Source organism: Caballeronia concitans (genome assembly GCF_001544615.1).
GTDB lineage: Bacteria > Pseudomonadota > Gammaproteobacteria > Burkholderiales > Burkholderiaceae > Caballeronia > Caballeronia concitans.
In genome coordinates, this window is sequence record NZ_FCNV02000010.1 from 1 (window position 1) to 24,581 (window position 24,581).

A 24,581-nucleotide genomic window follows, 5' to 3' on the forward strand; every position below is an offset into this window, starting at 1 on the left:
TTATTTCATGATTCCTGCCGGCAAATCGTTCCTGAGATTACCGGATGGCGCTGGACCGGATGGCAAGTTCAAGGGCAGATGCGCAAGCGGCAGCCGACACGGCGCTCGCCACCACGCCAGGCACGGCAGCGGCGCTGCGCGCCCAATTGGCGCTGCAACAACAGATCGACTTATTGGAGCATCGTCAGCAGCACGGCGCACCGTGGCATCTGCGCGCGGGCTTGAACCACAACGATGCCATTCTCACGTCGCTCTGGCCGTCGTATGCGACAGTAGCTGTGCGTAACCTGCGCGACCCTGCCGCGCGCCAGCTTGAAGCGACGCTCGCCCAACTGGCCCGGGCACGCGCCGACTCCCTCGCCAGCACCCAAGAACAGCAGCACGATTACCACGCGCTCAAGAGCTATCTGATGCTGGCGCAGCCTCAACACGTCGATGCAACTTATCTCGCCAAGCAGCTTTCCGCCATATGGCCCGTCGTGGCCGGCATGAGCACGGGCGAATGGCTCGACACGTCGGGACGTCTCGCATCCTTCTATGCGTCGCATCTGGGTATGCATCCGGAGTTGAAGTTCGCTGCGTCGAACGATCTGATCAGCGCTGCGCGGAACATGCTCGTCAATCAGATCGGCCTGCAGAACTCCGACGACACCCTCTACCAGTCCGTGCTCGAGCAGGCGAAGGGCAAGTATGCGGACATGTCGCTGACCACGCTTATCAATGCCGCGGACGCGCGCGGCCTTTTCTCGACCGGCCAGACGGTGCCGGGAGTGTACACACGCGCAGCGTGGGACGGCATGATCGGCGAAGCGATTGATAAAGCGGCGAGGGAAGGCCGCGTTGGCGCCGACTGGGTGCTGGCGGATGAGCGCGCCGCACGCGTTCCCGGCGCGGCGCTAGAGGCACAGCAGGATACGGAAGAAGTGAAGCAGCGACTGCGCGCGCGCTATTTCGCCGAGTACACCGCAGCGTGGCAGGCAATGCTCAATAGCATCCAGTGGCGCAACGCCTCGAATCTAAGCGACGCCATCAGCCAACTCACGCGCCTCACCGATGCCCAAACGTCGCCGCTGATTGCGTTGATGAAGTCGGTCCAGTATCAGGCGCAGGCGGGGCGTCCGTCTCAGGCGCTGGCCGATACTCTGGTTCGAAAGGCGCAGGATCTGATCGGAAACAAGACGAGCATCGAGGCTCAGCCGGAGATCAATCCGCTCGATAAATCGTTCGGGCCGCTTCTGGCGCTCATGGGTGATGACGTGGTCACCGGCAATGGCGATGCAAACCGCAAATCCAGCGGCAAATCGACCAAGAGCGCCACCGATTTCAGCGGTGTGAGTCTCGCGCACTTTCTGACGGTGGCCACGACAATGCGTTTGAAGTTGCAGCAGATCGCCACCAGCGCTGACGCACAGTCGATGGCGCGACAGATGGCGCAGGCGGTATTTCAGGGCAAGCTCTCCGAACTCACGCAGGCGCGCGACGATGCGGCGCTTACGGCCGCGAGCCTCGGCTCGCAATGGTCCGGCCTAGGCGAAGCGCTGTTCGCCCGACCTCTCGACGTGGCGTGGGAAACCATTCTGCAACCCGCAGCAGCGAGCCTGAACGAAGCATGGCGCGTGTCGGTGGCCGCACCCTTCACGAGCGCCTTCGACGGGCACTACCCGTTCTCGGATACCGACGCTGATGCTTCGTTTGTTGAGCTCGGTCGTTACATCAAGCCCGATACCGGGTTGATCTCGCGCTTCGTGACGACGCAACTCGCTGGCATGCTTCAACAGCAAGGCAACGCTTGGGCACCGAATGAACTCGCGCCCCAGGCACTGCAATTCGATCCCGGATTCCTCTCGGCATTGCGGCAGTTGTCGACTCTCGGCGCACAGCTCTACGCGCAGGGCGACGCCAGCTATAGGTTGCAGATCATGCCGCATCCGACGCCCGACGTGACGCGCAGCATCCTCACCATCGACGGCACGAAAATCGAGTACTTCAACCAGCTGGAAACCAATACGTCGATTGTATGGCCGGGTAATGCCCAGAACGGACGCGTGCAGTTGACGTGGGAATCCGTGGGCGCCGGTACACGCATAGCATTTGCCGCTAACGGTGACTGGGCCTGGCTGCGCTTGCTCGGCACGGCGCAAGTGAAACCGCTGGACAGCACGACTTACGCACTGACCTTCAATCAAGGCAGCGGCTTTCCGCTGCACTATGACCTCAAGGCGCAGGTCGGCGCAGGACCGCTCGATCTCCTCAAGCTGCGCGGGTTCAAGATGCCGCAGCGCATCTTCACCGTGGCTCGTGGCGGCGTGCCCGCAGGCATCGCGTCGCTGCCGCCGCTGCCGCTGCCGCCGGAGATGCTGCCATGACCGCACCGTGGAAACATTCGGCGCTCGAGCACGAGAATCCGTACCTTAGATACTTCGACGAGGAGATGCGCTATTTGCGCGCGGCCGCGTCGGAATTCGCTCGAGGGCAACCAGACGCCGCGCGGCGGCTCGATATGCGCTATGGCGAAGTCGGCGACAGTGTTCGCGCAACCTTCGAGGGCTTCGCGCTGCTCATGGCGCGTCTGCGCATGAAGCTCGATGATGGCGGCCCGGAATTCACTGAGGCGCTGCTCGACAACCTCTACGAACATGCTGCGCGGGCGATCCCTTCACTCTCGATCATCGAATGCACGCCGCTGGGCCGTGGGGCTGCTGCCGCGGCGCAGATTCCCGTCGGAGCCACCGTGCGCTCAGCGCCAGTCGGTCATGGTCAGGTGCGGTGTCTTTATCGAACGACTCAGGTCGTCCAATTGTTACCGCTCTCGGTCGAGGATGCGCAGATCGCGGTGCGCGATGGCGGACGCACGGTCATCCGTCTCACGTTCAAACTGTGGCTGGGCGAGCAGCGCGAGGCCACGGACCTGTCACGCATCCGGCTATACCTGCACGGCGACCGTCCTGCCGCAGCCGCGCTGTACGCAGCGCTGATGCATCAGGTCGCGTCGATCGGCCTGCGACTGCCTTCGGTGCGCAACGGCGAACTGCGGCCGCTTGACGACGTGCATCGTGTGCACTTCGAAGCGGCGGGCTTCGGACCGTCTACCCGCCTATGGCCGGTGGCGGTGCCCGCGCGTGACCGGCGGCTGGATCGTGAGCAGACGCTGCTCGAGTATTTTGTATTTCCGCAGAAATTCCATTTCGTCGATCTGTGCGGCTTCGACGTCTCGATGTTGCCGTCGGGCGAGTCGCACATGACGTTCGAGATTGAGCTGGACGGTCGCATGCCGGGCGATTATTCGGTCAGCCGCGAGAGCTTCCGTCTTTTCTGCACGCCTGTGATCAATCTGTTCGAGGTGGATGCGCTGCCGCTGCGGCCGACCGATTGGCATGACCGTGAACACCGCGTTCTCGTGCAGCCCGGCGTGGCCGATCACGTCGAGCCGTATGACGTGCTTGCGGTGACCGCCGCCGATCCCGAGGATAGCGCGCGTCATGCCTATCAGGCGTTCACGAGCTTTCGGCATCGTGGCTGGAAGCTGCGCTACGAGAAGCCGGAGCGGTATTTCCATACATCGAAGCGCTTCGGCGTGACCGGCCGTGAACTGTGGCTGACGCTTTCGGGCCAACTTTGGGAGCGCTTCCACGATGACGCGCGCCATGACGAAGACCGGCCGGAACCGGACCGATACCTGACGGTGCGTGCGCTCGCGAACAACGGCCGCCTGCCGCGCATGGCACTCGAGGAGGCGACGATCACCGAGACAGTGACGGGTTTCACCGGCATCGCGTCCGTACGGAACTTGAGCGCACCGACGCTGCCGCTGTATCCGCCGCGTCATCACCCGACGTACGACTGGCGCGTGCTTGGGCATTTCGCGGCGGGTGGCGCGAATGAACTGAACATGATCGGAATAGCGGGCGCGCCGGTGCTGCGCGAAGCGCTGGAACTCTATGACTGGTCGGCTGACGAGGGGATTGCCCGGCGCATCGACGCGATCGCGGAGGTACGGTTGAGCCATCACGAGACGGTCGGAAAGGGGCGCATGCAGCGCGAGATTCGCATGCACATTCGGCTCGACGCGACCGCGTTTGACGGTCCGGGCGACGCGGCGCTCTTCGGCGATGTACTGGCCCGGTTCATAGGCCGCTATGCGAGCTTTCATCATGCAATGCGGCTCGCGCTTGAGGTCGACGGTCATGAGACCCTCTATCCGCTTATCGAATACGAGGGAGTACCTTTCTGACAACGGGTGGAACCATGCGCCGCCTGGCGATAGGGCTCTGCACCGCGACCGACGGCCGCTGCTGCGCGCGGCCGCGCGCAGACATCTTCCCGCCGGTCCCCACGAACCATGACGGACCGCCTTTAAGCGTTTATCCCTATCCATTTCCGGTTGCCTTGCGCGCACATCGGACCAAATAATGTAATCCATTACATCTCGTCCGCCCAGTTGGCGCGCAGCATGTCCGATACCGTTCGTTCCCGCGAGGAAGTGTCGATTGCCGATGTCGCCGAGCGCGCCGGTGTGTCCGTCGCCACGGTGTCGCGCGTGCTCAACGGCCACACGAACGTGCGCGAGGCGACGCGCGAAAAGGTGCGCGCGGCGGTGGCGGCGAGCGGCTATCGCATCAACGAGCTCGCGCGCAATCTGCGCACGGCGGAAAGCCGCCTGCTGCTCACCATGGTGCCCGACTTCGGCAATCCGTTCTACGCGGCGATCGTGCGCGGCATCGACAGCGTCGCGCGTCAGAACGGCTATTTCATGTTGCTCTGCGATACCGGCGCGGACCCGTTGCGCGAACGAAGCTACTTCGATCTCTTGCGCGGCCGCCGCGCCGATGGCGCCATCTGCCTCGATCCCGCCGCCGTGCAGAACGCGCTCGCCGAGGAAGCATCCGCGCTGCCGTGGGTCGCATGCTGCGAATTCGATCCCGACGCGGGCGTGCCGTATGTCGGCATCGACAATCATCTCGCTGCGGGCGATGTCGTGCGATATCTGATCGCCAAGGGCCACCGCCGAATCGCGCTGATCAATTCCGGCCACGGCTATCTATACGGACGCCAGCGGCAAGCGGGCTATCGCGATGCGCTCGAAGCCGCCGGCATCGCGGCGAATCCGGCGTGGCAGATCGATCTCGACAGCCTCGACTACGACGCAGGCGAACGCGCCGCCGCGCAACTCGCATCGCTTGGGCGCGAACGGCCGACAGCCATCTTCGCGGTCTCGGACACGCTCGCCATCGGCGTGATGAACGGACTGCGCGGCGCGGGCCTTCGCGTGCCGGAAGATGTCGCCGTCGTCGGCTTCGACGATATCGCCGTTGCCGCGCACGTCGATCCGCCGCTCACCACCGTCGCGCAACCGATGCAGGCGCTCGGCGAAGCCGCCGCCAATCTGCTGCTCAAGCGCCTGCGCGATCCGCGCGCGCATGTGCCGGGCGTGCTGCTGCCGCATCGGCTGATACAAAGAAGGAGCGCCTGACGATGAGTCTTGCCGTGCGTTTCGACGGAATCGAGAAACAGTTCGGGCCGGTGCGCGTGCTGCACGGCGTGAGCTTCGATCTCGCGCCGGGCCGCATCTACGGCTTGCTCGGCGAAAACGGCGCGGGCAAGTCCACGCTCATGAAGATTCTCGCGGGCTACGAGCGCCCGAACGCGGGCGACGTATCCATCGACGGTGTGCGCACCGATTTCACCAGCTCGCGTGATGCCGAACGCGAGGGCATCGTGCTCATTCACCAGGAACTGAATCTCGCGGATCACCTGAGCATCACGCAGAACATGTTTCTCGGGCACGAAGTGCGCAAGGGCTTCTTTCTCGACGAAGCCGCGATGCGCGACGACGCCCGCGCCGCGCTCGCCGATGTCGGCCTGCACAAGAATCCGGATACGAAGGTGCGCGAACTCATTGTCGCGGAAAAGCAGCTCGTCGAGATCGCGAAGGCGATGCTGCGGCGTGCGCGCCTGCTCATCATGGACGAGCCGACTGCGACGCTCACGCCGTCCGAAACGCAGCGCCTGTTCGCGTTGATGGCGCGCCTGAAGGACGCGGGCACGACCATCGTTTATATCTCGCACAAGCTCGATGAAGTGGAGCGCGTGACGGACGAGGTGATCGTGATGCGCGACGGCCGCTTCGTCGCGCGCGCGCCGACGCCCGACCTCACGCGGCGGCAGATGGCAAATCTGATGGTCGGCCGCGAAGTCTCCGACATGTTCCCGCCGAAGCCCGCGCTCATCGACGATGCGCGCGTCGCGTTCGAAGTGGAAGGCGCATCGGTGCCGGGCTGGGCGGATGGCGTGAGCTTTTCCGTGCGCGAAGGCGAAGTGCTCGGCTTCGCGGGTCTCGTCGGCGCGGGGCGCACCGAGCTGTTCGAAGCGCTCGTCGGCTTGCGTGCGCTGAGCGCGGGGCGCGTGTCGATCGCGGGCGAAACCGCGACGCTCAAAAGTCCGCGCGACGCGATGCGTCACGGCATCACGTATCTGAGCGAGGACCGCAAGGGACGCGGCCTGCACGTCGACATGGCGCTCAAAGACAATCTCACGATGATGACGCTCGAACGCTACGCGCATCCGCTCATCGACAAGCGCGCGGAGCGCGGGGCGCTGTCCGTCGCGCTGAAGGACTTCGGCATTCGCACGGGCAATCCGTCGAGCCGCGCGCGCATGCTGTCCGGCGGCAATCAGCAGAAGCTCGCGCTCGCCAAGTTCCTGCATCCGGACCCGCGCGTGATCGTGCTGGACGAACCCACGCGCGGCGTCGATGTCGGCGCGAAACGCGACATCTATTTCCTGATTCATCGCCTCGCCGCGGAAGGGCGCGCGGTGATCGTCATTTCTTCCGAGCTGATCGAACTGATCGGGCTATGCCATCGCGTCGCGGTGATGCGCGCAGGCGAGCTCGTTGCGACGCTCGGCATGGACCTTCTGACCGAAGAGAGGTTGATCGCGCATGCGACCGGCACACACTGAAGACACCGCGAGCGAAAGCCGCTTTGCCACGTTCTCGCGCGTTCTGTTCGGCGTCGGGCCGCTCATCGGCTTGATCGCGCTGTGCGTCGGCGGCACGCTGCTCAACGGCGACTTCGCCACCTTCGACAACGCGATGAACGTGCTCACGCGCACGTCGTTCATCGGGATCATCGCGGTGGGCATGACGTTCGTGATCATCTCGGGCGGCATCGATCTGTCCGTTGGATCGATGGCCGCGTTGATCGCGGGCAGCATGATCTACATGATGAACGGGCTGATGCAAGGCTTTCATGGGCACGCAGTGCCGCCGCTTCTGATCATCGCGCTCGGCATCGTGCTCGCGCTCGTGCTCGGCGCGCTCTTCGGTCTCGCGCATGGCCTGCTCGTGACCAAAGGGCGCATCGAGCCGTTCATCGTTACGCTCGGCACGCTCGGCGTGTTTCGCGCGCTTCTGACGTGGCTCGCGGACGGCGGCGCGCTCACGCTCGACAACTCGCTCGTCGATCTCTACGGCCCCGTGTATTACGCGAGTCTCTTCGGCATACCCGTGCCGATCTGGGTCTTCGCGATCGTCGCGGCGGGCGGCGCGCTGGTGCTCAATCGCACGGTGTTCGGCCGGCATGTGCAGGCCATCGGATCGAACGAACAGGTCGCGCGTTATGCGGCGATTCGCGTCGACAACGTGAAGATCGCGACGTACGTGCTGCTCGGCCTGTGCGTGGCCGTCGCCACCGTTTTGTACGTGCCGCGCCTCGGCTCCGCGACACCGACGACGGGCCTCTTGTGGGAACTCGAAGCAATCGCGGCGGTGGTCGTCGGCGGCACGGCGCTCAAGGGCGGCGAAGGGCGCGTGATCGGCACGGTCATCGGCGCGATTCTGCTTTCGGTCATCAACAACATCCTGAATCTCACGAGCATCATCAGCGTGTATCTGAACGCGGCGGTGCAGGGCGCCGTCATCATTCTCGTTGCTTTCCTGCAGCGCGGTCGTCGTTAGCCAGAGCTTTCAATAAAACCGGAGACATCGTCATGAAGAAAATGCTTCGCGCGCTCGGCGCGCTCACGCTTGCGGCAAGCGCGGTCGCGCTCGCTTCGTCGTCCGCGCTTGCCGCCGACAAGGTGATACTCGGCGTCGCCATTCCGACTGCCGATCACGGCTTCACCGGCGGCATCGTGTGGTGGGCCAACGAGGCGAAGAAAGAACTGGAGAAGGCGCATCCCGATCTGAAGGTGATCGTGAAAACGGCGGGCAGCGCGCCCGAGCAGGCGAATCAGCTGCAGGATCTCGTGACGGTCAACAAGATCAATGCGCTCGTGATCTTCCCGCAGGAATCGGCGTCGCTCACGCAGCCCGTCGCGCAGGTGCACAAGAAGGGCGTGTACGTGACCGTGGTCGATCGCGGCCTCACCGACACCAGCGCGCAGGACGCCTACGTCGCCGGCGACAACACCGCGTTCGGCAAGATTCCCGCCGAGTATCTCGCGAAGGAGTTGAACGGCAAGGGCGATATCGTCGCGCTGCGCGGCATTCCGACGACGCTCGACAACGAACGCTGGACTGCCTTCGAAGGCGTGATCAAGCAGCATCCCGACATGAAGATTCTCGATGCGAAGTACGCGAACTGGAATCGCGATGACGCGTTCAAGGTCATGCAGGACTATCTCACGCGCTTCAAGCATATCGACGCGGTCTGGGCCGCCGACGACGACATGATGGTCGGCGTGCTGAAGGCGATCGATCAGGCGAAGCGCACGGACATCAAGATAGTGTTCGGCGGCGCGGGATCGAAGGAAGCGGTGAAGCGCATCATCGACGGTGACAAGCGCGTGCAGGCCGATGTGTCGTATTCGCCGAAGTTCATCTACGACGCGATCAAGCTGACCGCCGAAGCGCGCCTGAAGGGCGACAAGCTGCCGCCGACGACCATCATTCCTTCCGTGCTGATCACGAAGGACAACGCGAAGCAGTTCTATTACCCGAACTCGCCGTTCTGAGCGCAGGCCGGCCACGCGTGGCCGGCATTCTTATCGAGGCGAAAGATGAAGACCATCAAGGGCCCCGCGATCTTTCTCGCGCAATTCATGGGCGATGCCGCGCCGTTCGATTCATTGAAGAACCTCGCGGCGTGGGCGGGTTCGCTCGGCTACAAGGGCATTCAGGTGCCGTGCGATCCGCGTCTGATCGATCTCGAGAAAGCCGCATCGAGCGATGCGTATTGCGACGATATCCGCCGCACCGTCGAAGAGGCGGGCGTCGAGATCACGGAATTGTCTACGCATCTGCAAGGGCAGCTCGTCGCCGTGCATCCCGCTTATGACACGCTCTTCGATGGCTTCGCCGCGCCGCACGTTCGAGGCGATCCGGCGGCGCGCACCGAATGGGCGATCGGGCAGTTGAAGCATGCGGCGGCGGCATCGAAGCGATTGGGACTGAGCGCGCACGTGACGTTTTCGGGCGCGCTCGCGTGGCCGTATGTGTACCCGTGGCCGCAGCGTCCGGCGGGTCTCGTCGAAGCGGCATTCGATGAACTCGCGACACGCTGGCGCCCGATTCTCGACGAGTTCGATCGCGCGGGCATCGACGTGTGCTACGAACTGCATCCCGGCGAAGACCTGCACGACGGCGTGACGTTCGAGCGCTTTCTCGCCGCCGTGGACGATCATCCGCGCGCGAACATCCTCTTCGATCCGAGTCATTTCGTGCTGCAGCAGTTGGACTATCTCGCGTTCATCGACATTTATCACGCGCGCATCAAGGCGTTTCATGTGAAGGACGCGGAGTTTCGCCCCAACGGACGGCAAGGCGTGTATGGCGGCTATTCGGGTTGGGTGGATCGCGCGGGGCGTTTCCGGTCGCTCGGCGACGGTCAGATCGACTTCAAGGCGATCTTCTCGAAGATGGCGCAATACGACTTCGGCGGCTGGGCCGTGCTCGAATGGGAATGCGCGCTGAAGCATCCGGAAGACGGCGCGCGCGAGGGCGCGGTGTTCATACGCGACCACATCATCCGCGTGGCCGAGCGCGCGTTCGATGACTTCGCGGGCAGCGGCGCGAGCCGCGAGAAGATGCGCGACGTGCTCGGGTTAGGAGAGCAGCGATGAACCGCGTGCGATTGGGAATGGTCGGCGGCGGCGAGGGCGCGTTCATCGGCGCGGTGCATCGGATGGCGGCGCGGCTCGACGATCGTTACGAGCTGGTGGCGGGCGCGTTGTCGTCGGATGCGCGGCGGGCGGCGTCGAGCGCGGCGGCGATCGGCTTGCCGCGCAGCTACGACGATTATCGCGAGATGGCGCGCATCGAAGCGGGCCGTTCCGACGGCATCGAAGCGGTGGCGATCGTCACGCCGAATCATCTGCACGCGCCGATCGCGACGGCGTTTCTCGAAGCGGGCATCCACGTGATCTGCGACAAGCCGCTCGCCGTATCGCTCGATGAAGGCGAAGCGCTCGCGAAACTCGCACGCGAGAAGGGACTCGTGTTCGCGGTGACGTACACGTACACGGGCTATCCGCTCGTGCGCCATGCGCGCGCGATGGTGCGGCAGGGCCTGCTTGGCGATATCCGCGTGGTGCAGGTGGAGTATGCGCAGGACTGGCTGTCGTTGCCGGTCGAGAACGCGTCGAACAGGCAGGCGGCGTGGCGCACGGACCCTGCGCTCGCCGGTCCTGCCGGTTGCCTTGGCGATATCGGCACGCATGCGTATCAGCTTGCCGAGTACGTGACGGGGATGCGGCCTTCGGAGCTATCGGCGGAAGTGGCGACGTTCGTGCCGGGGCGACGTGTCGACGATCACGTGCAGGCGATGCTGCGTTACGCGAGCGGCGCGCGCGGCATGTTGTGGGCGAGCCAGGTCGCGGCGGGCGAGGAAAACGGCTTGCGGCTGCGCGTGTATGGGACGAAGGCGGGCTTGAGCTTCGATCAGCAATCGCCGAACGAGTTGTGGTTCACGCCGGTTGGCGGGGCATCGCAGAGAATTACGCGCGGGCGTGTGCAGGGGACCGAAGCGCAGCATGCGACGCGCGTGCCGGCGGGGCATCCGGAAGGGTATATCGAGGCGTTCGCGCAGGTTTATACGGATGCGGCGGCGTGCATCGCGAGCGGGACCACGCAGGGCGACGAGTGGCTCACCACGGTCGAGGATGGCGTCGCGGGGTTGAGGTTCGTGGAGGCGGTGTTGCGCAGTAGCGGGGAGAATGGCCGTTGGGTCGGCGTCGAATGAAAAACGGGGCAGCTCGCAAGCCGCCCCGTTCGATCAACCGCCTTACTCTCCAGCCATCACGCCCAGTTCGCGTGATAACTCCCCGCCTTGTCCGTCCGCTCGAACGTATGCGCGCCGAAGAAATCGCGCTGCGCCTGCACCAGATTCGCCGGCAAGCGCTCCGAGCGATACGCGTCGAAATAAGCAATCGCGGACGAGAACGCCGGCACCGGAATCCCCGCCTTCACCGCCGCGACGACCACATCGCGCAGCGCGTCCTGGTACTTCGCCGCGATATCGCTGAAATACGGATCGAGCAGCAGGTTCGCGAGGTCCTTGTCGGCTGCATAAGCGTCGGTGATCTTCTGCAGGAAGCGCGCGCGGATGATGCAGCCCGCCCGGAAAATCTTCGCGATCTCGCCGTATTGCAGATTCCAGTTGTACTCGTCGGACGCCGCGCGCAGTTGCGCGAAGCCCTGCGCATACGACACGATCTTCGACAGATACAGCGCGCGCCGCACCGATTCGACGAAAGCTTCGCGATCGCCCTCGAACTTCGGCGACGGGCCGCTCAGCACCTTGCTCGCCTTCACGCGCTGATCCTTCAGCGACGACAGCACGCGCGCGAACACCGCCTCGGTAATCAGCGGCAGCGGCGCGCCGAGATCCAGCGCGTTCTGGCTCGTCCACTTGCCGGTGCCCTTTTGCGCCGCGCGATCCAGAATGACATCGACGAGATCCTTGCCCGTCTCTTCGTCCTTCTTCGAGAAGATCTTCGACGTGATCTCGATCAGATAGCTGTCCAGCTCGCCCTGATTCCACTCGACATACACCTTGCCCAGCTCTTCGTTCGACAGACCCGCCACGCGCTTCAGCACGTCATAGCTCTCGGCGATCAACTGCATGTCGCCATACTCGATGCCGTTGTGCACCATCTTCACGAAGTGGCCCGCGCCGTCCGGTCCCATGTACGCGACGCACGGCTCGCCATCCGGCGCCTTCGCGGCGATCTCGGTGAGGATCGGCGCGACGAGCTCATACGCTTCCTTCTGTCCGCCCGGCATGATCGACGGCCCTTTCAGCGCGCCTTCCTCGCCGCCCGACACGCCCGTGCCGATGAAATGCAGCCCCGACTTCGCGAGGTCCTGATTGCGGCGGATGGTATCGGTGAAATGCGTGTTGCCGCCGTCGATGAGAATGTCGCCCTTTTCCAGCAGCGGACGCAGCGACGCGATGGTTTCGTCGGTGCCGGCGCCGGCCTTCACCATCATCAGAATGCGGCGCGGCGTTTCGAGCGATTGAACGAACTCTTCGAGCGTGTACGTCGGCACGAGCTTTTTGTCGGGATGTTCGGCAATCAGTTCGTCGGTTTTGGCGCGGCTGCGGTTGTAGACCGAAACGGCGTGCCCGCGGCTCTCGATATTCAAGGCCAGGTTGCGGCCCATGACGGCGAGGCCCACCACGCCGATAGCTTGTTTGCTCATGCTTGATCTCCGAATGACCGAAGCGCTCGCAGCTCGTGGCGCGGGCGCTTCGGGATGAAACGTGTCGATGGATGCGGCGCTCGCGCTTCACAGGTCGCCCAGGGTTTCGACCGGCGCATCGTGGATGCGCGAGCGCAGACCGCCCGAATTTACCACTTTGGGCCGCATCCGGCAGCGGCGGCGACCGCACGCGCGCGGGAACAGCGGCATAGAATGAACGCCCTTATGCTGCATCGAACGATTCATGGCGCTTTCCCGGCGCACGCGAGCGCATCACTATTCGGTTTATGTCGTCGAACTCTCGGACGCGGTCTGGAACGAGCCGCGCTTTCGCCGCGCGAATCCGGATTACGTGCTCGGCAAGCCGTTCGTCTATGTCGGGATGACGGGCATCGACCCGGACGTGCGTTTCGACAAGCACAAGGCGGGCATCCAGTCGAACCGCTTCGTGCGGGAGTTCGGGCTGCGGCTTCTGCCGCATCTTTACGAGATGTATAACCCGATGCCCTACGACGGCGCGCGCGACATGGAAGTGGAACTGGCGATCGGCTTGAGGGAAGCGGGCTACGGCGTGTGGCAGGCGTGAGCCTGCGCGTTAAGCGGACAATCAACGACAAGGAGCGCGGCATGCGGATTCTGGTAGTGGGCGCGGGCGCCATCGGCGGATATTTCGGGGCGCGGCTGCTCGAAGCGGGACGCGACGTGACGTTTCTCGTGCGCGAACGGCGCGCACAACGGCTGCGCGACGGCGGCCTGAAAGTGCAGAGTCCCGACGGCGACCTGCGATTCAGCAATCCGCCGATCGTGCTGGCGCAAGACATCGACGCGCCTTTCGATCTCGTTCTGCTCAGTTGCAAGGCCTACGATCTGCAAGGCGCGATCGATTCGCTCGCGCCCGCCGTCGGCCCCGATACGGCGATCCTGCCGCTTTTGAACGGCATGTCGCATCTCGATGCGCTCGACGCGCGCTTCGGCGCGGACAAGGTGCTCGGCGGCCAATGCGTGATCGCCGCGACGCTCGACGCGCACGGCGCCATCCTTCATTTGAACACGATGCAGTCGATGACCATCGGCGAGCGCGCGGGCGGGCGCTCGGCGCGCATCGACGCGATCGCGGAGCAATTGAGCGGCGCGCGTTACGAGCTGAACGTGAGCGAAGACATTCTGCAATCGATGTGGGACAAGTGGGTGTTCCTCGCGACGCTCGCCGCCGGAACGTGCCTGATGCGTGCGCCCATCGGCGATATCGTGACCGCGCCGGGCGGCGAAGCGCTGCTGCGCGGGCTGTTCGACGAATGTCGCGGTATCGCCGGCGACAACGGCCATCCGCCGGGCGAAGCCGTGCTCGCGCGTTCGCGGACGTTCTTCTCGGAGCGCGGCTCGTTGATGACGGCGTCCATGCTGCGCGACATCGAGAACAACGCGCCGATCGAAGCGGATCAGATCGTCGGCGATTTGTTGGCGCGCCGAAAGACAGCGCCCGATGGAACGTCGCTGCTCGCGGTGGCGTACGCGCACCTGAAGGCGTACGAGGCGCGGCGCGCGCGTGCGTCCAAAGGCTGATGGATTGCGAGGGCCGCTTTTGCTGCGCGGCCCGACGCTGTACGCTCACGCTTCTTTGCATCTCATGACGCGCCATGCATCAGCACGACGACACGCACCGACCGACCATCGCGGAAATTTTCATCGGCTTTCTGACGCTCGGCCTCACCGCATTCGGCGGCGCGCTGCCGCTCGCGCGCCGTGAAATCGTCGAGCGCCGCAAATGGCTCGACGCCGATGCCTTCACCGATCTGCTCGGCCTCTGCCAGTTTCTTCCCGGCGGCAACGTGATCAATCTGTCGGTGGCGATCGGCATGCGATTTCGCGGCTTGCCCGGCGCGCTCGCGGGTCTGCTCGGGCTGATCGTCGGACCGTCGCTCGTCGTGATCGGGCTCGGCGTCATCTATCAGCGCACGCATCAGGATCCGCGCGTCGCGCATCTGTTCGCCGGGCTCGCGGCGGCGGCGGCGGGGCTGCTCGTCGCGATGTCGGTCAAGCTCATGTGGCCGCTGCGCAAGAAGCCGGAAGCGGCGGCGGTCGCGCTCGTCATGTTCGCGGCCGTCGCGCTCTTGCGCACGCCGCTTCTCCCGTCGATGCTCGTGCTCACGCCCATCTCCGTGCTCGTCGCGTGGAAGGTGCGCCGATGAAAGACGATCTCGTTTCGCTCGCGGGCATCTTCAGCCAGTTGTCGCTGCTCGCGTTCGGCGGCGGCAACACCATTCTTCCGGAGATGCAGCGGCAGGTCGTGCAGGTCCATCACTGGATGACGAAGGCCGATTTCTCCGCGCTCTTCGCGCTCGCGCAGGCCGCGCCGGGGCCGAACATGATGGTCGTCACGCTGATCGGCTGGCACGTCGCCGGATGGCCGGGCGTGCTGATCACGTCGCTGGCGAAGTTCGGGCCGTCGTCGCTCGTGACGATCCTCGCGCTGCACGCGTGGGAGCGCTTCAAGGACCGGCCGTGGCGGCGTTACCTTCAGATCGGACTCGTGCCGATCACCGTGGGTCTCGTCGCGTCGAGCGCGCTGCTGATCGCGGAGGCGTCGGATCAGACGGCGGTGCTCGTCGGCATCACGGCAGGCGTCGCGTTGCTGGCTTACAAGACGAGGCTGCATCCGCTCTGGCTGCTCGGGGCGGGCGCGCTCATCGGGCTGACCGGCTTCGGACAATAAAGCGCTAGCTGGCAGGTTTTCTGCTGATTTGCAGACACGAAAGACACGAAAGAAACGAGGACAGCGCCATGACCATGACCACCGAATACGCGAAGACCGCGCCCGATCGCAGCGAAGTCGATGCGCTGACCGGTCCCACCGTCGTCGAATTCGGCACCGACTGGTGCGGCTTCTGCCGCGCCGCGCAACCGCTCATCGCGCAGGCGTTTCAGGCGCATCGCGGCGTGCATCACATCAAGATCGAGGACGGCAGCGGCCGTCCGCTCGGACGATCCTTCCGCGTGAAGCTCTGGCCGACGCTCGTCTTCATGCTCGGCGGCAAGGAAGTCGCGCGCCTCGTGCGCCCCGGCGATGCCAGCGAAATCCGCGACGCGCTCGCGCTCATCGACGAGCCGCTCGCCGAATGACCGTCTTCGTGCGATAGCGCGCTAAGGGTTATCGCGGGCAAGACGCGCGCGGGTCAAACTTGTATGATGACCCGATGACTTTTTCCGCCAACCCGACGCGCATGTTCGAGAAGATCCCGCCCCGCGCGCTTTCCGACACGGTCGCGCAGCAATTGCAGAAGCTGATCGAGAAGGGCAGTTTCGCCGCCACCGGCAAGCTGCCGAGCGAAGCCGTGCTCGCGCAGGAATTCGGCGTGAGCCGCACGGTCATCCGCGAGGCGGTGTCGCGCCTGAAGAACGAAGGCATGGTCGAGCCGCGGCAGGGCAGCGGTGTGTTCATCGTCGAGCGCGCGGGCATCCGGCCGTTGCGGATCGATTACGCGCAGGCGGTCGAGCCGGGCGCGGTCGTGCAGATTCTCGCGCTGCGCCGGGCGATCGAAGCGGAAGTCGCCTCCGAAGCCGCGATGCGCCGCACCGATGCGCAGATGGCCGCGATCGACGCCGCGCTCGCCCGCATCGACGAGGCCGTGCGCGATGGTCGCGATGGCGTCGCGGAAGACGTGGCGTTTCATCGCGAGATCGCGAACGCGACCGGCAACCCGTATTTCCTGACAACGCTCGCCTTCCTGAATCAATATCTGGAAGCGGGCACGCTCGTGACGCGCCGCAACGAGGCGCTGCGCGAGGACTTCTCGCGGCAGGTGCGCGAAGAACACGCCGCGATCGCCGCCGCCATCCGCGCGGGCGATCCGGCAGCCGCGCGCCACGCCGCCCAGACGCATCTCTACAACGCCGCGCGCCGTCTCGCGGAAGCCGGCATCCGCTAACCATCACTCGAAGAGAATCGCCATGTCCAGAAACGTGGGAGTCATCGGCTTGGGCGCAATGGGTTTGGGCGTCGCGCGCTCGCTGCTGCGCGCGGGCTTCGCCGTCCATGCGTGCGACGTGCGCCGCGAAGCGCTCGACGCTTTCGCGGCGGAGGGCGGCATCGCGTGCGAATCGCCGGCGGAAATGGGCGGCAAGTGCGATGTCGTCGTGACGCTCGTCGTCAACGCCGCGCAGACGGAAACCGTGTTGTTCGGCGACAAAGGCGCGGTTGCGTCGATGAAGCCGGGCGGCGTCGTGCTCGCGTGCGCGACGGTCGCGCCGGGCTTCGCGGTGGAACTGGGCAAGCGCGTGGAAGCGGCGGGCTTGCTGATGCTCGACTCGCCCGTTTCCGGCGGCGCGGCGAAAGCCGCATCCGGCGAGATGACGATGATGACCTCCGGCCCCGCCGACGCCTACGCCGCGTGCGAAGACGTGCTGCAGGCGATCGCGGGCAAGGTGTATCGCCTCGGCGATGCGCACGGCGCGGGATCGAAAGTGAAGATCATCAATCAGCTGCTCGCGGGCGTGCATATCGCCGCAGCCGCCGAAGCGATGGCGCTCGGCATGCGTGAGGGCGTCGATCCGGACGCGCTCTACGACGTCATCACGCATAGCGCGGGCAATTCGTGGATGTTCGAGAACCGCGTGCCGCACGTGCTCGCGGGCGACTACACGCCGCTTTCCGCCGTCGATATCTTCGTGAAGGACCTGGGCCTCGTGCTCGATACCGCGCGCACGACGAAGTTTCCGCTGCCGCTTTCGGCAGCGGCGCATCAGATGTTCATGATGGCGTCGACGGCCGGCCACGGCGGCGAGGACGATATCGCGGTCATCAAGATTTTCCCGGGCATCGACGTTCCGAAGGGCGCGAAGTGATCGCGCGGCCCGGCCTGCCACGACAACCCATTCAAGGAGAACTCCGATGCCTCGCTTCGCCGCGAATCTCTCGATGATGTACACGGAACACGCGTTCCTCGACCGCTTCGCCGCCGCCGCGAAGGACGGCTTCAAGGCGGTCGAATTCCTCTTTCCGTACGACTTTCCCGCCGCCGACATCAAGACGCGCCTGACGGACAACGGCCTCACGCAGGCGCTCTTCAATGCGCCGCCGGGCGACTGGGCGGCGGGCGAGCGCGGCATCGCCTCGTTGCCCGGACGCGAGGACGAGTTCAAGGCGAGCGTCGAGCGCGCGCTCGAATACACGGCCGTGCTCGGCAACGAAAAGCTGCATGTGATGGCGGGCCTGATCGCGCCGGATCAGCCGCGCGACGTGCATCGCGCGGTGTATCTCAAGAATCTCGAGTACGCGGCGAAAGCGGCGCAAGGCGCGGGCGTGCGCGTCGTGATCGAGCCGATTAACACGCGCGACATTCCCGGCTTCTTCCTCAATCGTCAGGACGAAGCGCAAGCCATTTGCGATGAAATCGGCGCGCCGAATCTGCAAGTCCAGTTCGATATCTATCACTGCCAGATCGTCGAAGGCGATGTCGCCGTCAAGCTCAAGCGCGACATGAAGCGGCCCAACGCGGGCATCGGCCATATCCAGATTGCGGGCGTGCCGGACCGCAACGAGCCGGATATCGGCGAAATCAACTATCCGTATCTCTTCGATGTGATCGATTCGCTCGGGTACGACGGCTGGATCGGTTGCGAATACCGGCCGAAAGCGGGCACGTCGGAAGGCCTCGGCTGGCTCAAGTCCTATCTTTGAAACAGGAGCGGTGCCAATGCAAATCCTCATCACCGGCGGCGCGGGCTTTCTCGGGCAGCGGCTCGCCAAGCGTCTGCTCGATCGCGGCGAACTGAACGGCAAGCCGATCACGAAGCTCGTGCTGCTCGACGTGGCGCGTCCCGCCGACGAACGCCTGCTCGCCGATTCGCGCGTGCAGGCCGAAACCGGCGACATCTCGGATCGCGCGGTGCTGGAACGCCACGTCGACCGGAACACGGAAGCCATCTTCCATCTCGCCGCGATCGTCTCCGGCCAGGCCGAAGCCGACTTCGATCTCGGCATGAAGATCAATCTGGACGCATCGCGCGCGCTGCTCGAAGTCTGCCGCGCGGCGGGACACGCGCCGCGCGTCGTGTTCACGAGTTCGGTCGCGGTGTACGGCGGCACGCTGCCGGAGGTCGTGCAGGACGATACGGCGCTCAATCCGCAATCGTCGTATGGAACGCAAAAGGCGATCGCCGAATTGCTGCTGTGCGACTACACGCGGCGCGGTTTCGTCGATGGCCGCGTGCTGCGGCTGCCGACCATCAGCGTACGGCCGGGCAAGCCGAACGCCGCGGCTTCGTCGTTCGCGAGCGGCATCATTCGCGAGCCGCTGAACGGCGAGCGATCGACGTGTCCCGTCGGCGGCGACACGCGCGTGTGGCTCGCGTCGCCGAGAAGCGCGGTCGAAGCGCTCGTCGCCGGCTGCGAGCTGGATCGCGCGGCGCTCGGCAATCGGCCGGTGGTGAATCTGCCGGGCTTGTCGGTGAGCGTGAACGAGATGGTCGCGGCGCTGCGCGAAGTGGCCGGCGACGAAGCCGTCGCGCGCATCGACTGGCAGCGCGACGAGCGCATCGGGAAGATCGTCGAAAGCTGGCCGGGCGCGTGGAACACGGCGCGCGCCGAACAACTCGGCCTCGTTGGCGACAAGTCTTTCGCCGACGTGATCCGCGCTTACATCGAAGAAGAACAACGCGCGTGACCCACGACGCCGTGCGGCCCCGCACGGCGTCACGCTTTCATCCGCATTTCCGCGCTAAACTCATCTCTTAAATGTGACGAAGGCCGGCTGGGCGCTCCATGCGCCGCTGCGGATCGCGGGCGCCGCTTGCCCGATTCTCCCCGTTGCTCCCGGTTCGCCGCCTTTCGCCGCCTTCGCGCGCGAAGCCTCTTCGTCCCGTCACCACGCCGTCGCGCCACGCGGGAGATTCCCCATGTTGCTGCATCAGCTAGTCGATCGCTTCGGCCCGGCGATCGTTTTCATCAACGTGATGGGCTCGGCGCTCGGGCTGCCCGTGCCCGCCATGCCGACGATGATCATCGTCGGCGCGTCGATCGCGTTGATGGCCGTGAACGGCTCGGCGTTCTGGATGCCGCTCTTCGGCGTGCTGTGCGTCGCCGTCGCGGGCGGCGTGATCGGCGACTTCGTCTGGTTCCAGGGCGGGCGCAAGTACGGCGATCGCACGCTCAAGACCATCTGCAAGCTCTCGCTGTCGCGCGATACGTGCGTGAAGAAAACGGAGCGCTTCTTCGGCCGATGGGGCGTGCGGATTCTGCTCGTCGCCAAGTTCATCCCCGGTCTGTCGCTCGTCTCCGTGCCGCTCGCGGGCGCGATGGGCGTGCGCCTGCGCAGCTTCGTCGCGCACGATGGGGCGGGCATCGCGTTGTGGGGCGCGGTCGGATTGAGCGTCGGCGTGCTGTTCGCGGCGCAGCTGGAAATGGTCTTCGCGCTGATCTCGCGCCTCGGCCAGCAAGCGGTGACGGTCGTGGCGGCGCTGCTCGCGATCTACGTGACGTATCGCTGGTGGCGTCGCCGTGCGCTGATGGCGACGCTGGAAAAGGCGCGCATCACCGTCGACGATCTCTACGCGCTGATGCACGCGGAGCCGTTGCCCGTGATCTTCGACATCCGTTCGCCGGAGAAGCGCATGCTCGATCCGTTCGCCATTCCGGGCGCGCTTTTCGCCGACGAGCGCGAGCTGCAGAAGATCATCGAAAGCTACGACAAGTCGCGCAAGGTCGTGATCTATTGCTCGTGCCCGAACGAAGTGTCGGCGGCGTGGATGGCGAAGACCATGCGCAACGCGGGCTTTCGCGACGTGCTGCCGCTGACCGGCGGGCTCGACGCATGGCGGCTCGCGGGTTTCGAGGTCGCGAATCTGACGGAGTTCGGCGAACTGGTGGCGAAGAACCCCGAAGAAGCGGCGGAGATGGCGGCGGCCTGCGCGCTGCCGATCGTGCAGCAGGCGCAGGCGGCACAGGCGGCGCAGGCTGCGGCGTCGTTGCATCCACACGGCTTACAACACGGAGATCGCGCATGAGCACCACCCCGAGCGGACACGGAACGGACATGCCGAACGTGGTCGCGTGGAGCCCGGGAATGCCGCCGCCGGACGAGCCGAACATCGTGCCGACCGGCGCCGCGTCGTCCGCTTCCGCCGACGAGGCCCCGTTCTCGCCGCTGCAAACGCGCTCGCATCAGATGTTTCCGCGCCTGACCGACAACGAGATCGAGCGCATGAGCCGCTTCGGCACGGCGGCGCGCTGGCGTGCGGGCGAGTGGTTGTTCCGCATGGGCGAAGCGGGGCGCGGCATGGTCATCATCCTGAAGGGACTCGTGCGCGTCACGCGGCGCGATGCGCTCGGCAACAGCCATCTCGTCGTCGAACACGGTGCGGGGCATTTTCTCGCGGAAGTCGCGCAGCTTTCGGGCAAGCCGTGTCTCGTCGATGGCATGGCGGCCGAAGACGTCGAGGGCATCGTGGTGCCGCCGGAGCGTCTGCGCGCGCTGCTCGTCGCGGAAGCGGAACTCGGCGAGCGCATCATGCGCGCGCTCATTCTGCGGCGCGTCGGATTGATCGAGAAGGGCAGCGGTCCCGTGCTGCTCGGCCAGTCGGACGATGGACGCCTCGTCTCGCTGCAAGGCTTCCTGCGCCGCAACGGGTATCCGCACACGGTCATCGACGCCTGCTCGGACCCGGACGCCATCGCGCTGCTCGAACGCATTTCGGCATCGACCGCGGATTTCCCGCTCGTCATTTGTCCGGACGGCACCGTGCTGCGCGCGCCCGACGAGAATCAGGTCGCGACGCAACTCGGCTGGCTGCCCGAATTCGATGCAAACCATATCTACGATGTCGCGATCGTCGGCGCGGGGCCGGCCGGTCTCGCGACGGCGGTGTATGCGGCGTCCGAGGGCTTGTCGGTGGCGGTGTTCGATTGCCGCGCGCCGGGCGGTCAGGCGGGCGCGAGCGCGCGCATCGAAAATTATCTCGGCTTTCCGACTGGCATCTCCGGTCAGGCGCTCGCGGGCCGCGCGTTCGTGCAGGCGCAAAAGTTCGGCGCGCATATCGCCATTCCGACGCGCATCAAGGCGCTGCATTGCGGGGCGTCGCCAATTCAGATCGAGCTTGAGAACGGTACGCGCGTGACGACGCAGACGGTCGTGATCGCGTCGGGCGCGGCATATCGGCGGCCCGCGATAGAAGGACTTGAGCGTTACGAAGGGCACGGCACGTACTACTGGGCGTCGCCGGTCGAGGCGAAGCTCTGCAAGAACGCGGAGGTCGTGCTGGTCGGCGGCGGGAATTCGGCGGGGCAGGCGGCGGTGTATCTCGCGTCGCACGCGAAGCACGTGCATGTGCTCATTCGCGGTGCGGGGCTCGCGGCGAGCATGTCGCATTATCTGGTGGAGCGCATCGGTTCGTTGCCGAACGTGACGGTGCGCAAGCACACGGAGATCGTCTCGCTGACGGGCGATGACCGCGCGCTCACCGCCGTCCACTGCAAGACGCCCGATGGTCCGCTCACGATCGAATCGCGGCATCTGTTCCTGTTCACCGGCGCGGACCCGAATACGGACTGGCTGCGCGATTGCAGCGTGAGCGTCGATAAAAAGGGCTTCGTGCTGACCGGCCCCGAAGCGCACGACGGCCGCACGCAAGACGTGATGGGACTCGAGACGAGCGTGCCGGGTGTATTCGCGATCGGCGACGTGCGTTCTACATCGACGAAGCGCGTCGCGGCTGCGGTGGGCGAGGGCGCGGCGGTCGTCGCGCAGATTCACGCGCTGCTGGCGCAGCGGCAGGCGTTGGGCGTGGAGCGCGCCTGATCTTCACGCGTCCGGCGGAAACCGCAGCGTGAATTCGATCCACCCGTCCGGCGTGCAATCGGCGGAAGCGGTGCCTCCGTGCATGTGCATGATCGCCTGCACGATCGACAGCCCGAGCCCGCTCGATTCCGTGAACTGGCTGCGGGCCGCATCGCCGCGATAGAAGCGGTCGAAGAGCCGCGCGAGTTCTTCCTTCGCGACGCATGCGCCGCGATTACCCACGACGATGCGCGCGCCGTTGGCATCCACATGACCGGACAGGCGCACGACGGTGCCCGCCGCCGCGTAACGCACCGCATTCACCACGACATTGCCGATCGCGCGCCGGCACATGATCGCGTTGGCGCGCATCTCGCCGCTTGCGTCGATCTCGAACGTGATGCGGCGTTCTTCCGCGATGCCTTCGAAATACGCCGCGATCGTTTCCAGTTCTTCGCGGATGTCGATCCGCTCGCGCTCGATCGGCTGCTGCGAATGATCGGCTTGCGCGAGAAAGAGGATGTTCTGCGCGATGCGCGCAAGCCGCTCCAGTTCTTCGAGATTCGATTCGAGCACGCCCCGATATTCCGCGACGCTGCGCTCGTGCGCGAGCATCACCTGCGTCTCGCCGATCAACACGCCAATCGGCGTGCGCAACTCGTGCGCGAGATCCGCCGAGAATTGCAGCAGGCGTTCGTAGCCGTGTTCGAGACGATCGAGCATCGCATTGAACGATGCCGCGAGGCTCTGCAATTCCGCCGGCGCATGCGCGACGTCGAGCCGTGCGGACATGCGGTTCGGCGTGATTTCGGCGGCCTTGTCCGCCATCAGCTTGAGCGGCATGAGTCCGCGGCGCGTGACCCACCACGCGAGCAGCATCGTCACGAGCACCGCGCCGATCACCGTGATCCACACGCGCGCAAAGTATGCGGACAGCACGCGCGCTTCCTGCGTCATCACGTGCGCCGCGATGATCTCGACTACTTCGCCGCTCTCGCCGATGCGCGCCTGCGCGCCGACCCAGCGCATGCGCACGCCATCGGCGCGCGTGCCTTCGTAGAGATCGTCGAGACCGATCGCACGATCGACCGGCACGATATGCAGCGGCGGCAACGGCATGTGCTCGGGATTGACGTTGATGAAGGGCGGCGTGCCCGCGCGCCGAAAAATGATCACGTCCTGCCGGTCGCCGAGCATCGTTTCGAAGAGCCTCGGCCGCGCTTCGATCTCGTTGATCGTATAAAGATCGTGCAGCAGCGAGCGAAAATGTTCGACGCGCGCGATCACCTGATAATCGGCGCGCGTGGAGAGCGCGGAATTCGTCGCGTGATAAAGCGACGCGCCGACCATGCCGACCACCACGCAGACGATCGCCGCGAACGACAACGCGATGCGAACCGCGAGCGACTGCGAATGGCGCTTCAAGAATCTTCCCCGAACGAATAGCCGATGCTGCGCACCGTGTGAATGAGCTTCGGTTCGAACGCGTTGTCGATCTTCGCGCGCAGCCGCTTGACGGCGACATCGACCACGTTGGTATCGCTGTCGAAGTTCATGTCCCACACTTCGGATGCGATCAGCGTGCGTGAAAGCGCTTCGCCCTGATGCTTGCAGAAGAGATGCAAAAGCGCGAATTCCTTGTTCGTCAGCACGATGTCGATGCCCTTGCGCGTGACCTTGCGGCGCAGGACATCGACGTGAAGATCGGCGACCTTGTAGGTATCCGATTCGCGCATCACGCCGCGCCTGAGCAGCGTGCGAATGCGCAGCACGAGTTCGGTGAACGAAAACGGCTTGACGAGATAGTCGTCCGCGCCGAGTTCGAGTCCGTGAATGCGGTCGCTGACCTGATCGCGCGCCGTGAGAAAAATGACAGGCAAGTCACGCTTCGCGCGCAACGCGGACATCACTTGCCATCCGTCGATGCCGGGCAGCATCACATCGAGCACGATGAGTTCGTATGAATTCGCGAGCGCCTGATGCAGTCCATCCGTGCCGTTGCGCACGAGATCGACCTGATAGCCGGACTCGATGAGCCCTTTTTTCAGGTAGTCGCCGGTCTTGCGGTCGTCTTCGATCACGAGGATGGTCATGCGCGCGTGCTTCGTCAGGGAGGTTGACGTCATTCTAGCCAGCGCGCGCGCGAGGCCGGCGAACTATGACAAAAA

The 24,581-nt window shown here is 65.1% G+C and carries 23 protein-coding genes; 19 read left to right on the forward strand and 4 right to left on the reverse strand.

The window, feature by feature from the left end:
• The first annotated feature begins 44 nt into the window (after positions 1 to 44).
• The 8 genes from AWB72_RS20390 (at position 45) to AWB72_RS20425 (ending at position 11,180) form a co-directional block, all read left to right on the forward strand.
• On the forward strand, positions 45 to 2,366 hold the full coding sequence (locus AWB72_RS20390; protein WP_244285695.1) for an ImcF-related family protein: 2,322 nt from the start codon (positions 45 to 47) through the stop codon (positions 2,364 to 2,366).
• Positions 2,363 to 4,231 carry a type VI secretion system baseplate subunit TssF gene (gene tssF, locus AWB72_RS20395; RefSeq protein WP_052449814.1) on the forward strand — a complete coding sequence of 623 codons (1,869 nt, stop codon included), beginning with the start codon at positions 2,363 to 2,365 and terminating at the stop codon, positions 4,229 to 4,231. Before AWB72_RS20390 ends, tssF begins: the two co-directional genes overlap by 4 nt.
• A 219-nt stretch (positions 4,232 to 4,450) precedes the next feature.
• Entirely contained in the window at positions 4,451 to 5,470 is a 1,020-nt protein-coding gene (locus AWB72_RS20400; RefSeq protein ID WP_040049986.1) for a LacI family DNA-binding transcriptional regulator, read from the forward strand.
• A gap of 2 nt (positions 5,471 to 5,472) precedes the next feature.
• Entirely contained in the window at positions 5,473 to 6,960 is a 1,488-nt protein-coding gene (locus tag AWB72_RS20405; RefSeq protein WP_040049925.1) for a sugar ABC transporter ATP-binding protein, read from the forward strand.
• Positions 6,941 to 7,957 carry an ABC transporter permease gene (locus tag AWB72_RS20410; protein WP_040049926.1) on the forward strand — a complete coding sequence of 339 codons (1,017 nt, stop codon included), beginning with the start codon at positions 6,941 to 6,943 and terminating at the stop codon, positions 7,955 to 7,957. The genes AWB72_RS20405 and AWB72_RS20410 overlap by 20 nt, the downstream gene beginning before the upstream one ends.
• Before the next feature lie 32 nt (positions 7,958 to 7,989).
• The gene (locus AWB72_RS20415; protein WP_040049927.1) at positions 7,990 to 8,955 is read left to right on the forward strand and encodes a substrate-binding domain-containing protein; all 966 of its coding nucleotides are present in this window, start codon (positions 7,990 to 7,992) and stop codon (positions 8,953 to 8,955) included.
• Between the two features lie 45 nt (positions 8,956 to 9,000).
• Positions 9,001 to 10,062 (forward strand): sugar phosphate isomerase/epimerase family protein, encoded by a 1,062-nt coding sequence (locus tag AWB72_RS20420; RefSeq protein WP_040049928.1) that lies wholly within the window; start codon positions 9,001 to 9,003, stop codon positions 10,060 to 10,062.
• Positions 10,059 to 11,180 (forward strand): Gfo/Idh/MocA family protein, encoded by a 1,122-nt coding sequence (locus AWB72_RS20425; protein WP_040049929.1) that lies wholly within the window; start codon positions 10,059 to 10,061, stop codon positions 11,178 to 11,180. Before AWB72_RS20420 ends, AWB72_RS20425 begins: the two co-directional genes overlap by 4 nt.
• Positions 11,181 to 11,236: 56 nt before the next feature.
• Here AWB72_RS20425 and gnd read toward each other — a convergent pair whose 3' ends face one another.
• Both gnd and AWB72_RS28955 read right to left on the reverse strand, forming a co-directional pair.
• Positions 11,237 to 12,643, reverse strand: coding sequence for an NADP-dependent phosphogluconate dehydrogenase (gene gnd / locus AWB72_RS20430; protein WP_040049930.1), 1,407 nt, complete (start codon positions 12,641 to 12,643; stop codon positions 11,237 to 11,239).
• A gap of 87 nt (positions 12,644 to 12,730) precedes the next feature.
• Positions 12,731 to 12,889 (reverse strand): hypothetical protein, encoded by a 159-nt coding sequence (locus tag AWB72_RS28955; RefSeq protein WP_159459389.1) that lies wholly within the window; start codon positions 12,887 to 12,889, stop codon positions 12,731 to 12,733.
• Here AWB72_RS28955 and AWB72_RS20435 point away from each other — a divergent pair.
• From AWB72_RS20435 to AWB72_RS20485, 11 genes are all read left to right on the forward strand, one after another.
• Positions 12,888 to 13,229, forward strand: a complete 342-nt coding sequence (locus AWB72_RS20435) for a hypothetical protein (protein ID WP_040049931.1) — start codon at positions 12,888 to 12,890, stop codon at positions 13,227 to 13,229. The genes AWB72_RS28955 and AWB72_RS20435 overlap by 2 nt on opposite strands.
• A 41-nt stretch (positions 13,230 to 13,270) precedes the next feature.
• Positions 13,271 to 14,206 carry a 2-dehydropantoate 2-reductase gene (gene panE / locus AWB72_RS20440; RefSeq protein ID WP_040049932.1) on the forward strand — a complete coding sequence of 312 codons (936 nt, stop codon included), beginning with the start codon at positions 13,271 to 13,273 and terminating at the stop codon, positions 14,204 to 14,206.
• Between the two features lie 74 nt (positions 14,207 to 14,280).
• A complete protein-coding gene (locus AWB72_RS20445) occupies positions 14,281 to 14,832 on the forward strand; it encodes a chromate transporter (RefSeq protein ID WP_040049933.1) in 552 nt (183 codons plus the stop codon).
• Positions 14,829 to 15,356: a chromate transporter gene (locus tag AWB72_RS20450; RefSeq protein ID WP_040049934.1), complete on the forward strand. Its 528-nt coding sequence runs from the start codon at positions 14,829 to 14,831 to the stop codon at positions 15,354 to 15,356. The genes AWB72_RS20445 and AWB72_RS20450 overlap by 4 nt, the downstream gene beginning before the upstream one ends.
• Positions 15,357 to 15,424: 68 nt before the next feature.
• Positions 15,425 to 15,763 (forward strand): thioredoxin family protein, encoded by a 339-nt coding sequence (locus tag AWB72_RS20455; RefSeq protein WP_040049935.1) that lies wholly within the window; start codon positions 15,425 to 15,427, stop codon positions 15,761 to 15,763.
• Positions 15,764 to 15,864: 101 nt separating this feature from the next.
• Entirely contained in the window at positions 15,865 to 16,569 is a 705-nt protein-coding gene (locus AWB72_RS20460; RefSeq protein ID WP_040049987.1) for a FadR/GntR family transcriptional regulator, read from the forward strand.
• The gene (ltnD, locus tag AWB72_RS20465) at positions 16,523 to 17,485 is read left to right on the forward strand and encodes an L-threonate dehydrogenase (RefSeq protein WP_342066020.1); all 963 of its coding nucleotides are present in this window, start codon (positions 16,523 to 16,525) and stop codon (positions 17,483 to 17,485) included. The genes AWB72_RS20460 and ltnD overlap by 47 nt, the downstream gene beginning before the upstream one ends.
• A gap of 46 nt (positions 17,486 to 17,531) precedes the next feature.
• Positions 17,532 to 18,320: a 2-oxo-tetronate isomerase gene (gene otnI / locus AWB72_RS20470; protein ID WP_040049937.1), complete on the forward strand. Its 789-nt coding sequence runs from the start codon at positions 17,532 to 17,534 to the stop codon at positions 18,318 to 18,320.
• A 16-nt stretch (positions 18,321 to 18,336) separates the two neighbouring features.
• Positions 18,337 to 19,305: a D-erythronate dehydrogenase gene (denD, locus tag AWB72_RS20475; RefSeq protein WP_040049938.1), complete on the forward strand. Its 969-nt coding sequence runs from the start codon at positions 18,337 to 18,339 to the stop codon at positions 19,303 to 19,305.
• A gap of 235 nt (positions 19,306 to 19,540) precedes the next feature.
• Positions 19,541 to 20,644 carry a DedA family protein/thiosulfate sulfurtransferase GlpE gene (locus AWB72_RS20480; RefSeq protein ID WP_374728909.1) on the forward strand — a complete coding sequence of 368 codons (1,104 nt, stop codon included), beginning with the start codon at positions 19,541 to 19,543 and terminating at the stop codon, positions 20,642 to 20,644.
• Positions 20,641 to 22,434 (forward strand): FAD-dependent oxidoreductase, encoded by a 1,794-nt coding sequence (locus AWB72_RS20485; RefSeq protein WP_040049939.1) that lies wholly within the window; start codon positions 20,641 to 20,643, stop codon positions 22,432 to 22,434. The genes AWB72_RS20480 and AWB72_RS20485 overlap by 4 nt, the downstream gene beginning before the upstream one ends.
• A gap of 3 nt (positions 22,435 to 22,437) precedes the next feature.
• Here AWB72_RS20485 and AWB72_RS20490 read toward each other — a convergent pair whose 3' ends face one another.
• Both AWB72_RS20490 and AWB72_RS20495 read right to left on the reverse strand, forming a co-directional pair.
• Entirely contained in the window at positions 22,438 to 23,838 is a 1,401-nt protein-coding gene (locus AWB72_RS20490; RefSeq protein WP_040049940.1) for a heavy metal sensor histidine kinase, read from the reverse strand.
• Positions 23,835 to 24,506 carry a heavy metal response regulator transcription factor gene (locus AWB72_RS20495; protein WP_040049941.1) on the reverse strand — a complete coding sequence of 224 codons (672 nt, stop codon included), beginning with the start codon at positions 24,504 to 24,506 and terminating at the stop codon, positions 23,835 to 23,837. Before AWB72_RS20495 ends, AWB72_RS20490 begins: the two co-directional genes overlap by 4 nt.
• Positions 24,507 to 24,581 lie beyond the last annotated feature (75 nt).

Excerpts from the sequence above, each read along its gene's own strand:
- AWB72_RS20390 (WP_244285695.1), top strand. The coding sequence starts at position 45 with ATGGCGCTGGACCGGATGGCAAGTTCAAGGGCAGATGCGCAAGCGGCA.
- tssF (WP_052449814.1), top strand. The coding sequence starts at position 2,363 with ATGACCGCACCGTGGAAACATTCGGCGCTCGAGCACGAGAATCCGTAC.
- AWB72_RS20400 (WP_040049986.1), top strand. The coding sequence starts at position 4,451 with ATGTCCGATACCGTTCGTTCCCGCGAGGAAGTGTCGATTGCCGATGTC.
- AWB72_RS20405 (WP_040049925.1), top strand. The coding sequence starts at position 5,473 with ATGAGTCTTGCCGTGCGTTTCGACGGAATCGAGAAACAGTTCGGGCCG.
- AWB72_RS20410 (WP_040049926.1), top strand. The coding sequence starts at position 6,941 with ATGCGACCGGCACACACTGAAGACACCGCGAGCGAAAGCCGCTTTGCC.
- AWB72_RS20415 (WP_040049927.1), top strand. The coding sequence starts at position 7,990 with ATGAAGAAAATGCTTCGCGCGCTCGGCGCGCTCACGCTTGCGGCAAGC.
- AWB72_RS20420 (WP_040049928.1), top strand. The coding sequence starts at position 9,001 with ATGAAGACCATCAAGGGCCCCGCGATCTTTCTCGCGCAATTCATGGGC.
- AWB72_RS20425 (WP_040049929.1), top strand. The coding sequence starts at position 10,059 with ATGAACCGCGTGCGATTGGGAATGGTCGGCGGCGGCGAGGGCGCGTTC.
- gnd (WP_040049930.1), bottom strand. The coding sequence starts at position 12,643 with ATGAGCAAACAAGCTATCGGCGTGGTGGGCCTCGCCGTCATGGGCCGC.
- AWB72_RS20435 (WP_040049931.1), top strand. The coding sequence starts at position 12,888 with ATGGCGCTTTCCCGGCGCACGCGAGCGCATCACTATTCGGTTTATGTC.
- AWB72_RS28955 (WP_159459389.1), bottom strand. The coding sequence starts at position 12,889 with ATGAATCGTTCGATGCAGCATAAGGGCGTTCATTCTATGCCGCTGTTC.
- panE (WP_040049932.1), top strand. The coding sequence starts at position 13,271 with ATGCGGATTCTGGTAGTGGGCGCGGGCGCCATCGGCGGATATTTCGGG.
- AWB72_RS20445 (WP_040049933.1), top strand. The coding sequence starts at position 14,281 with ATGCATCAGCACGACGACACGCACCGACCGACCATCGCGGAAATTTTC.
- AWB72_RS20450 (WP_040049934.1), top strand. The coding sequence starts at position 14,829 with ATGAAAGACGATCTCGTTTCGCTCGCGGGCATCTTCAGCCAGTTGTCG.
- AWB72_RS20455 (WP_040049935.1), top strand. The coding sequence starts at position 15,425 with ATGACCATGACCACCGAATACGCGAAGACCGCGCCCGATCGCAGCGAA.
- AWB72_RS20460 (WP_040049987.1), top strand. The coding sequence starts at position 15,865 with ATGTTCGAGAAGATCCCGCCCCGCGCGCTTTCCGACACGGTCGCGCAG.
- otnI (WP_040049937.1), top strand. The coding sequence starts at position 17,532 with ATGCCTCGCTTCGCCGCGAATCTCTCGATGATGTACACGGAACACGCG.
- denD (WP_040049938.1), top strand. The coding sequence starts at position 18,337 with ATGCAAATCCTCATCACCGGCGGCGCGGGCTTTCTCGGGCAGCGGCTC.
- AWB72_RS20485 (WP_040049939.1), top strand. The coding sequence starts at position 20,641 with ATGAGCACCACCCCGAGCGGACACGGAACGGACATGCCGAACGTGGTC.
- AWB72_RS20495 (WP_040049941.1), bottom strand. The coding sequence starts at position 24,506 with ATGACCATCCTCGTGATCGAAGACGACCGCAAGACCGGCGACTACCTG.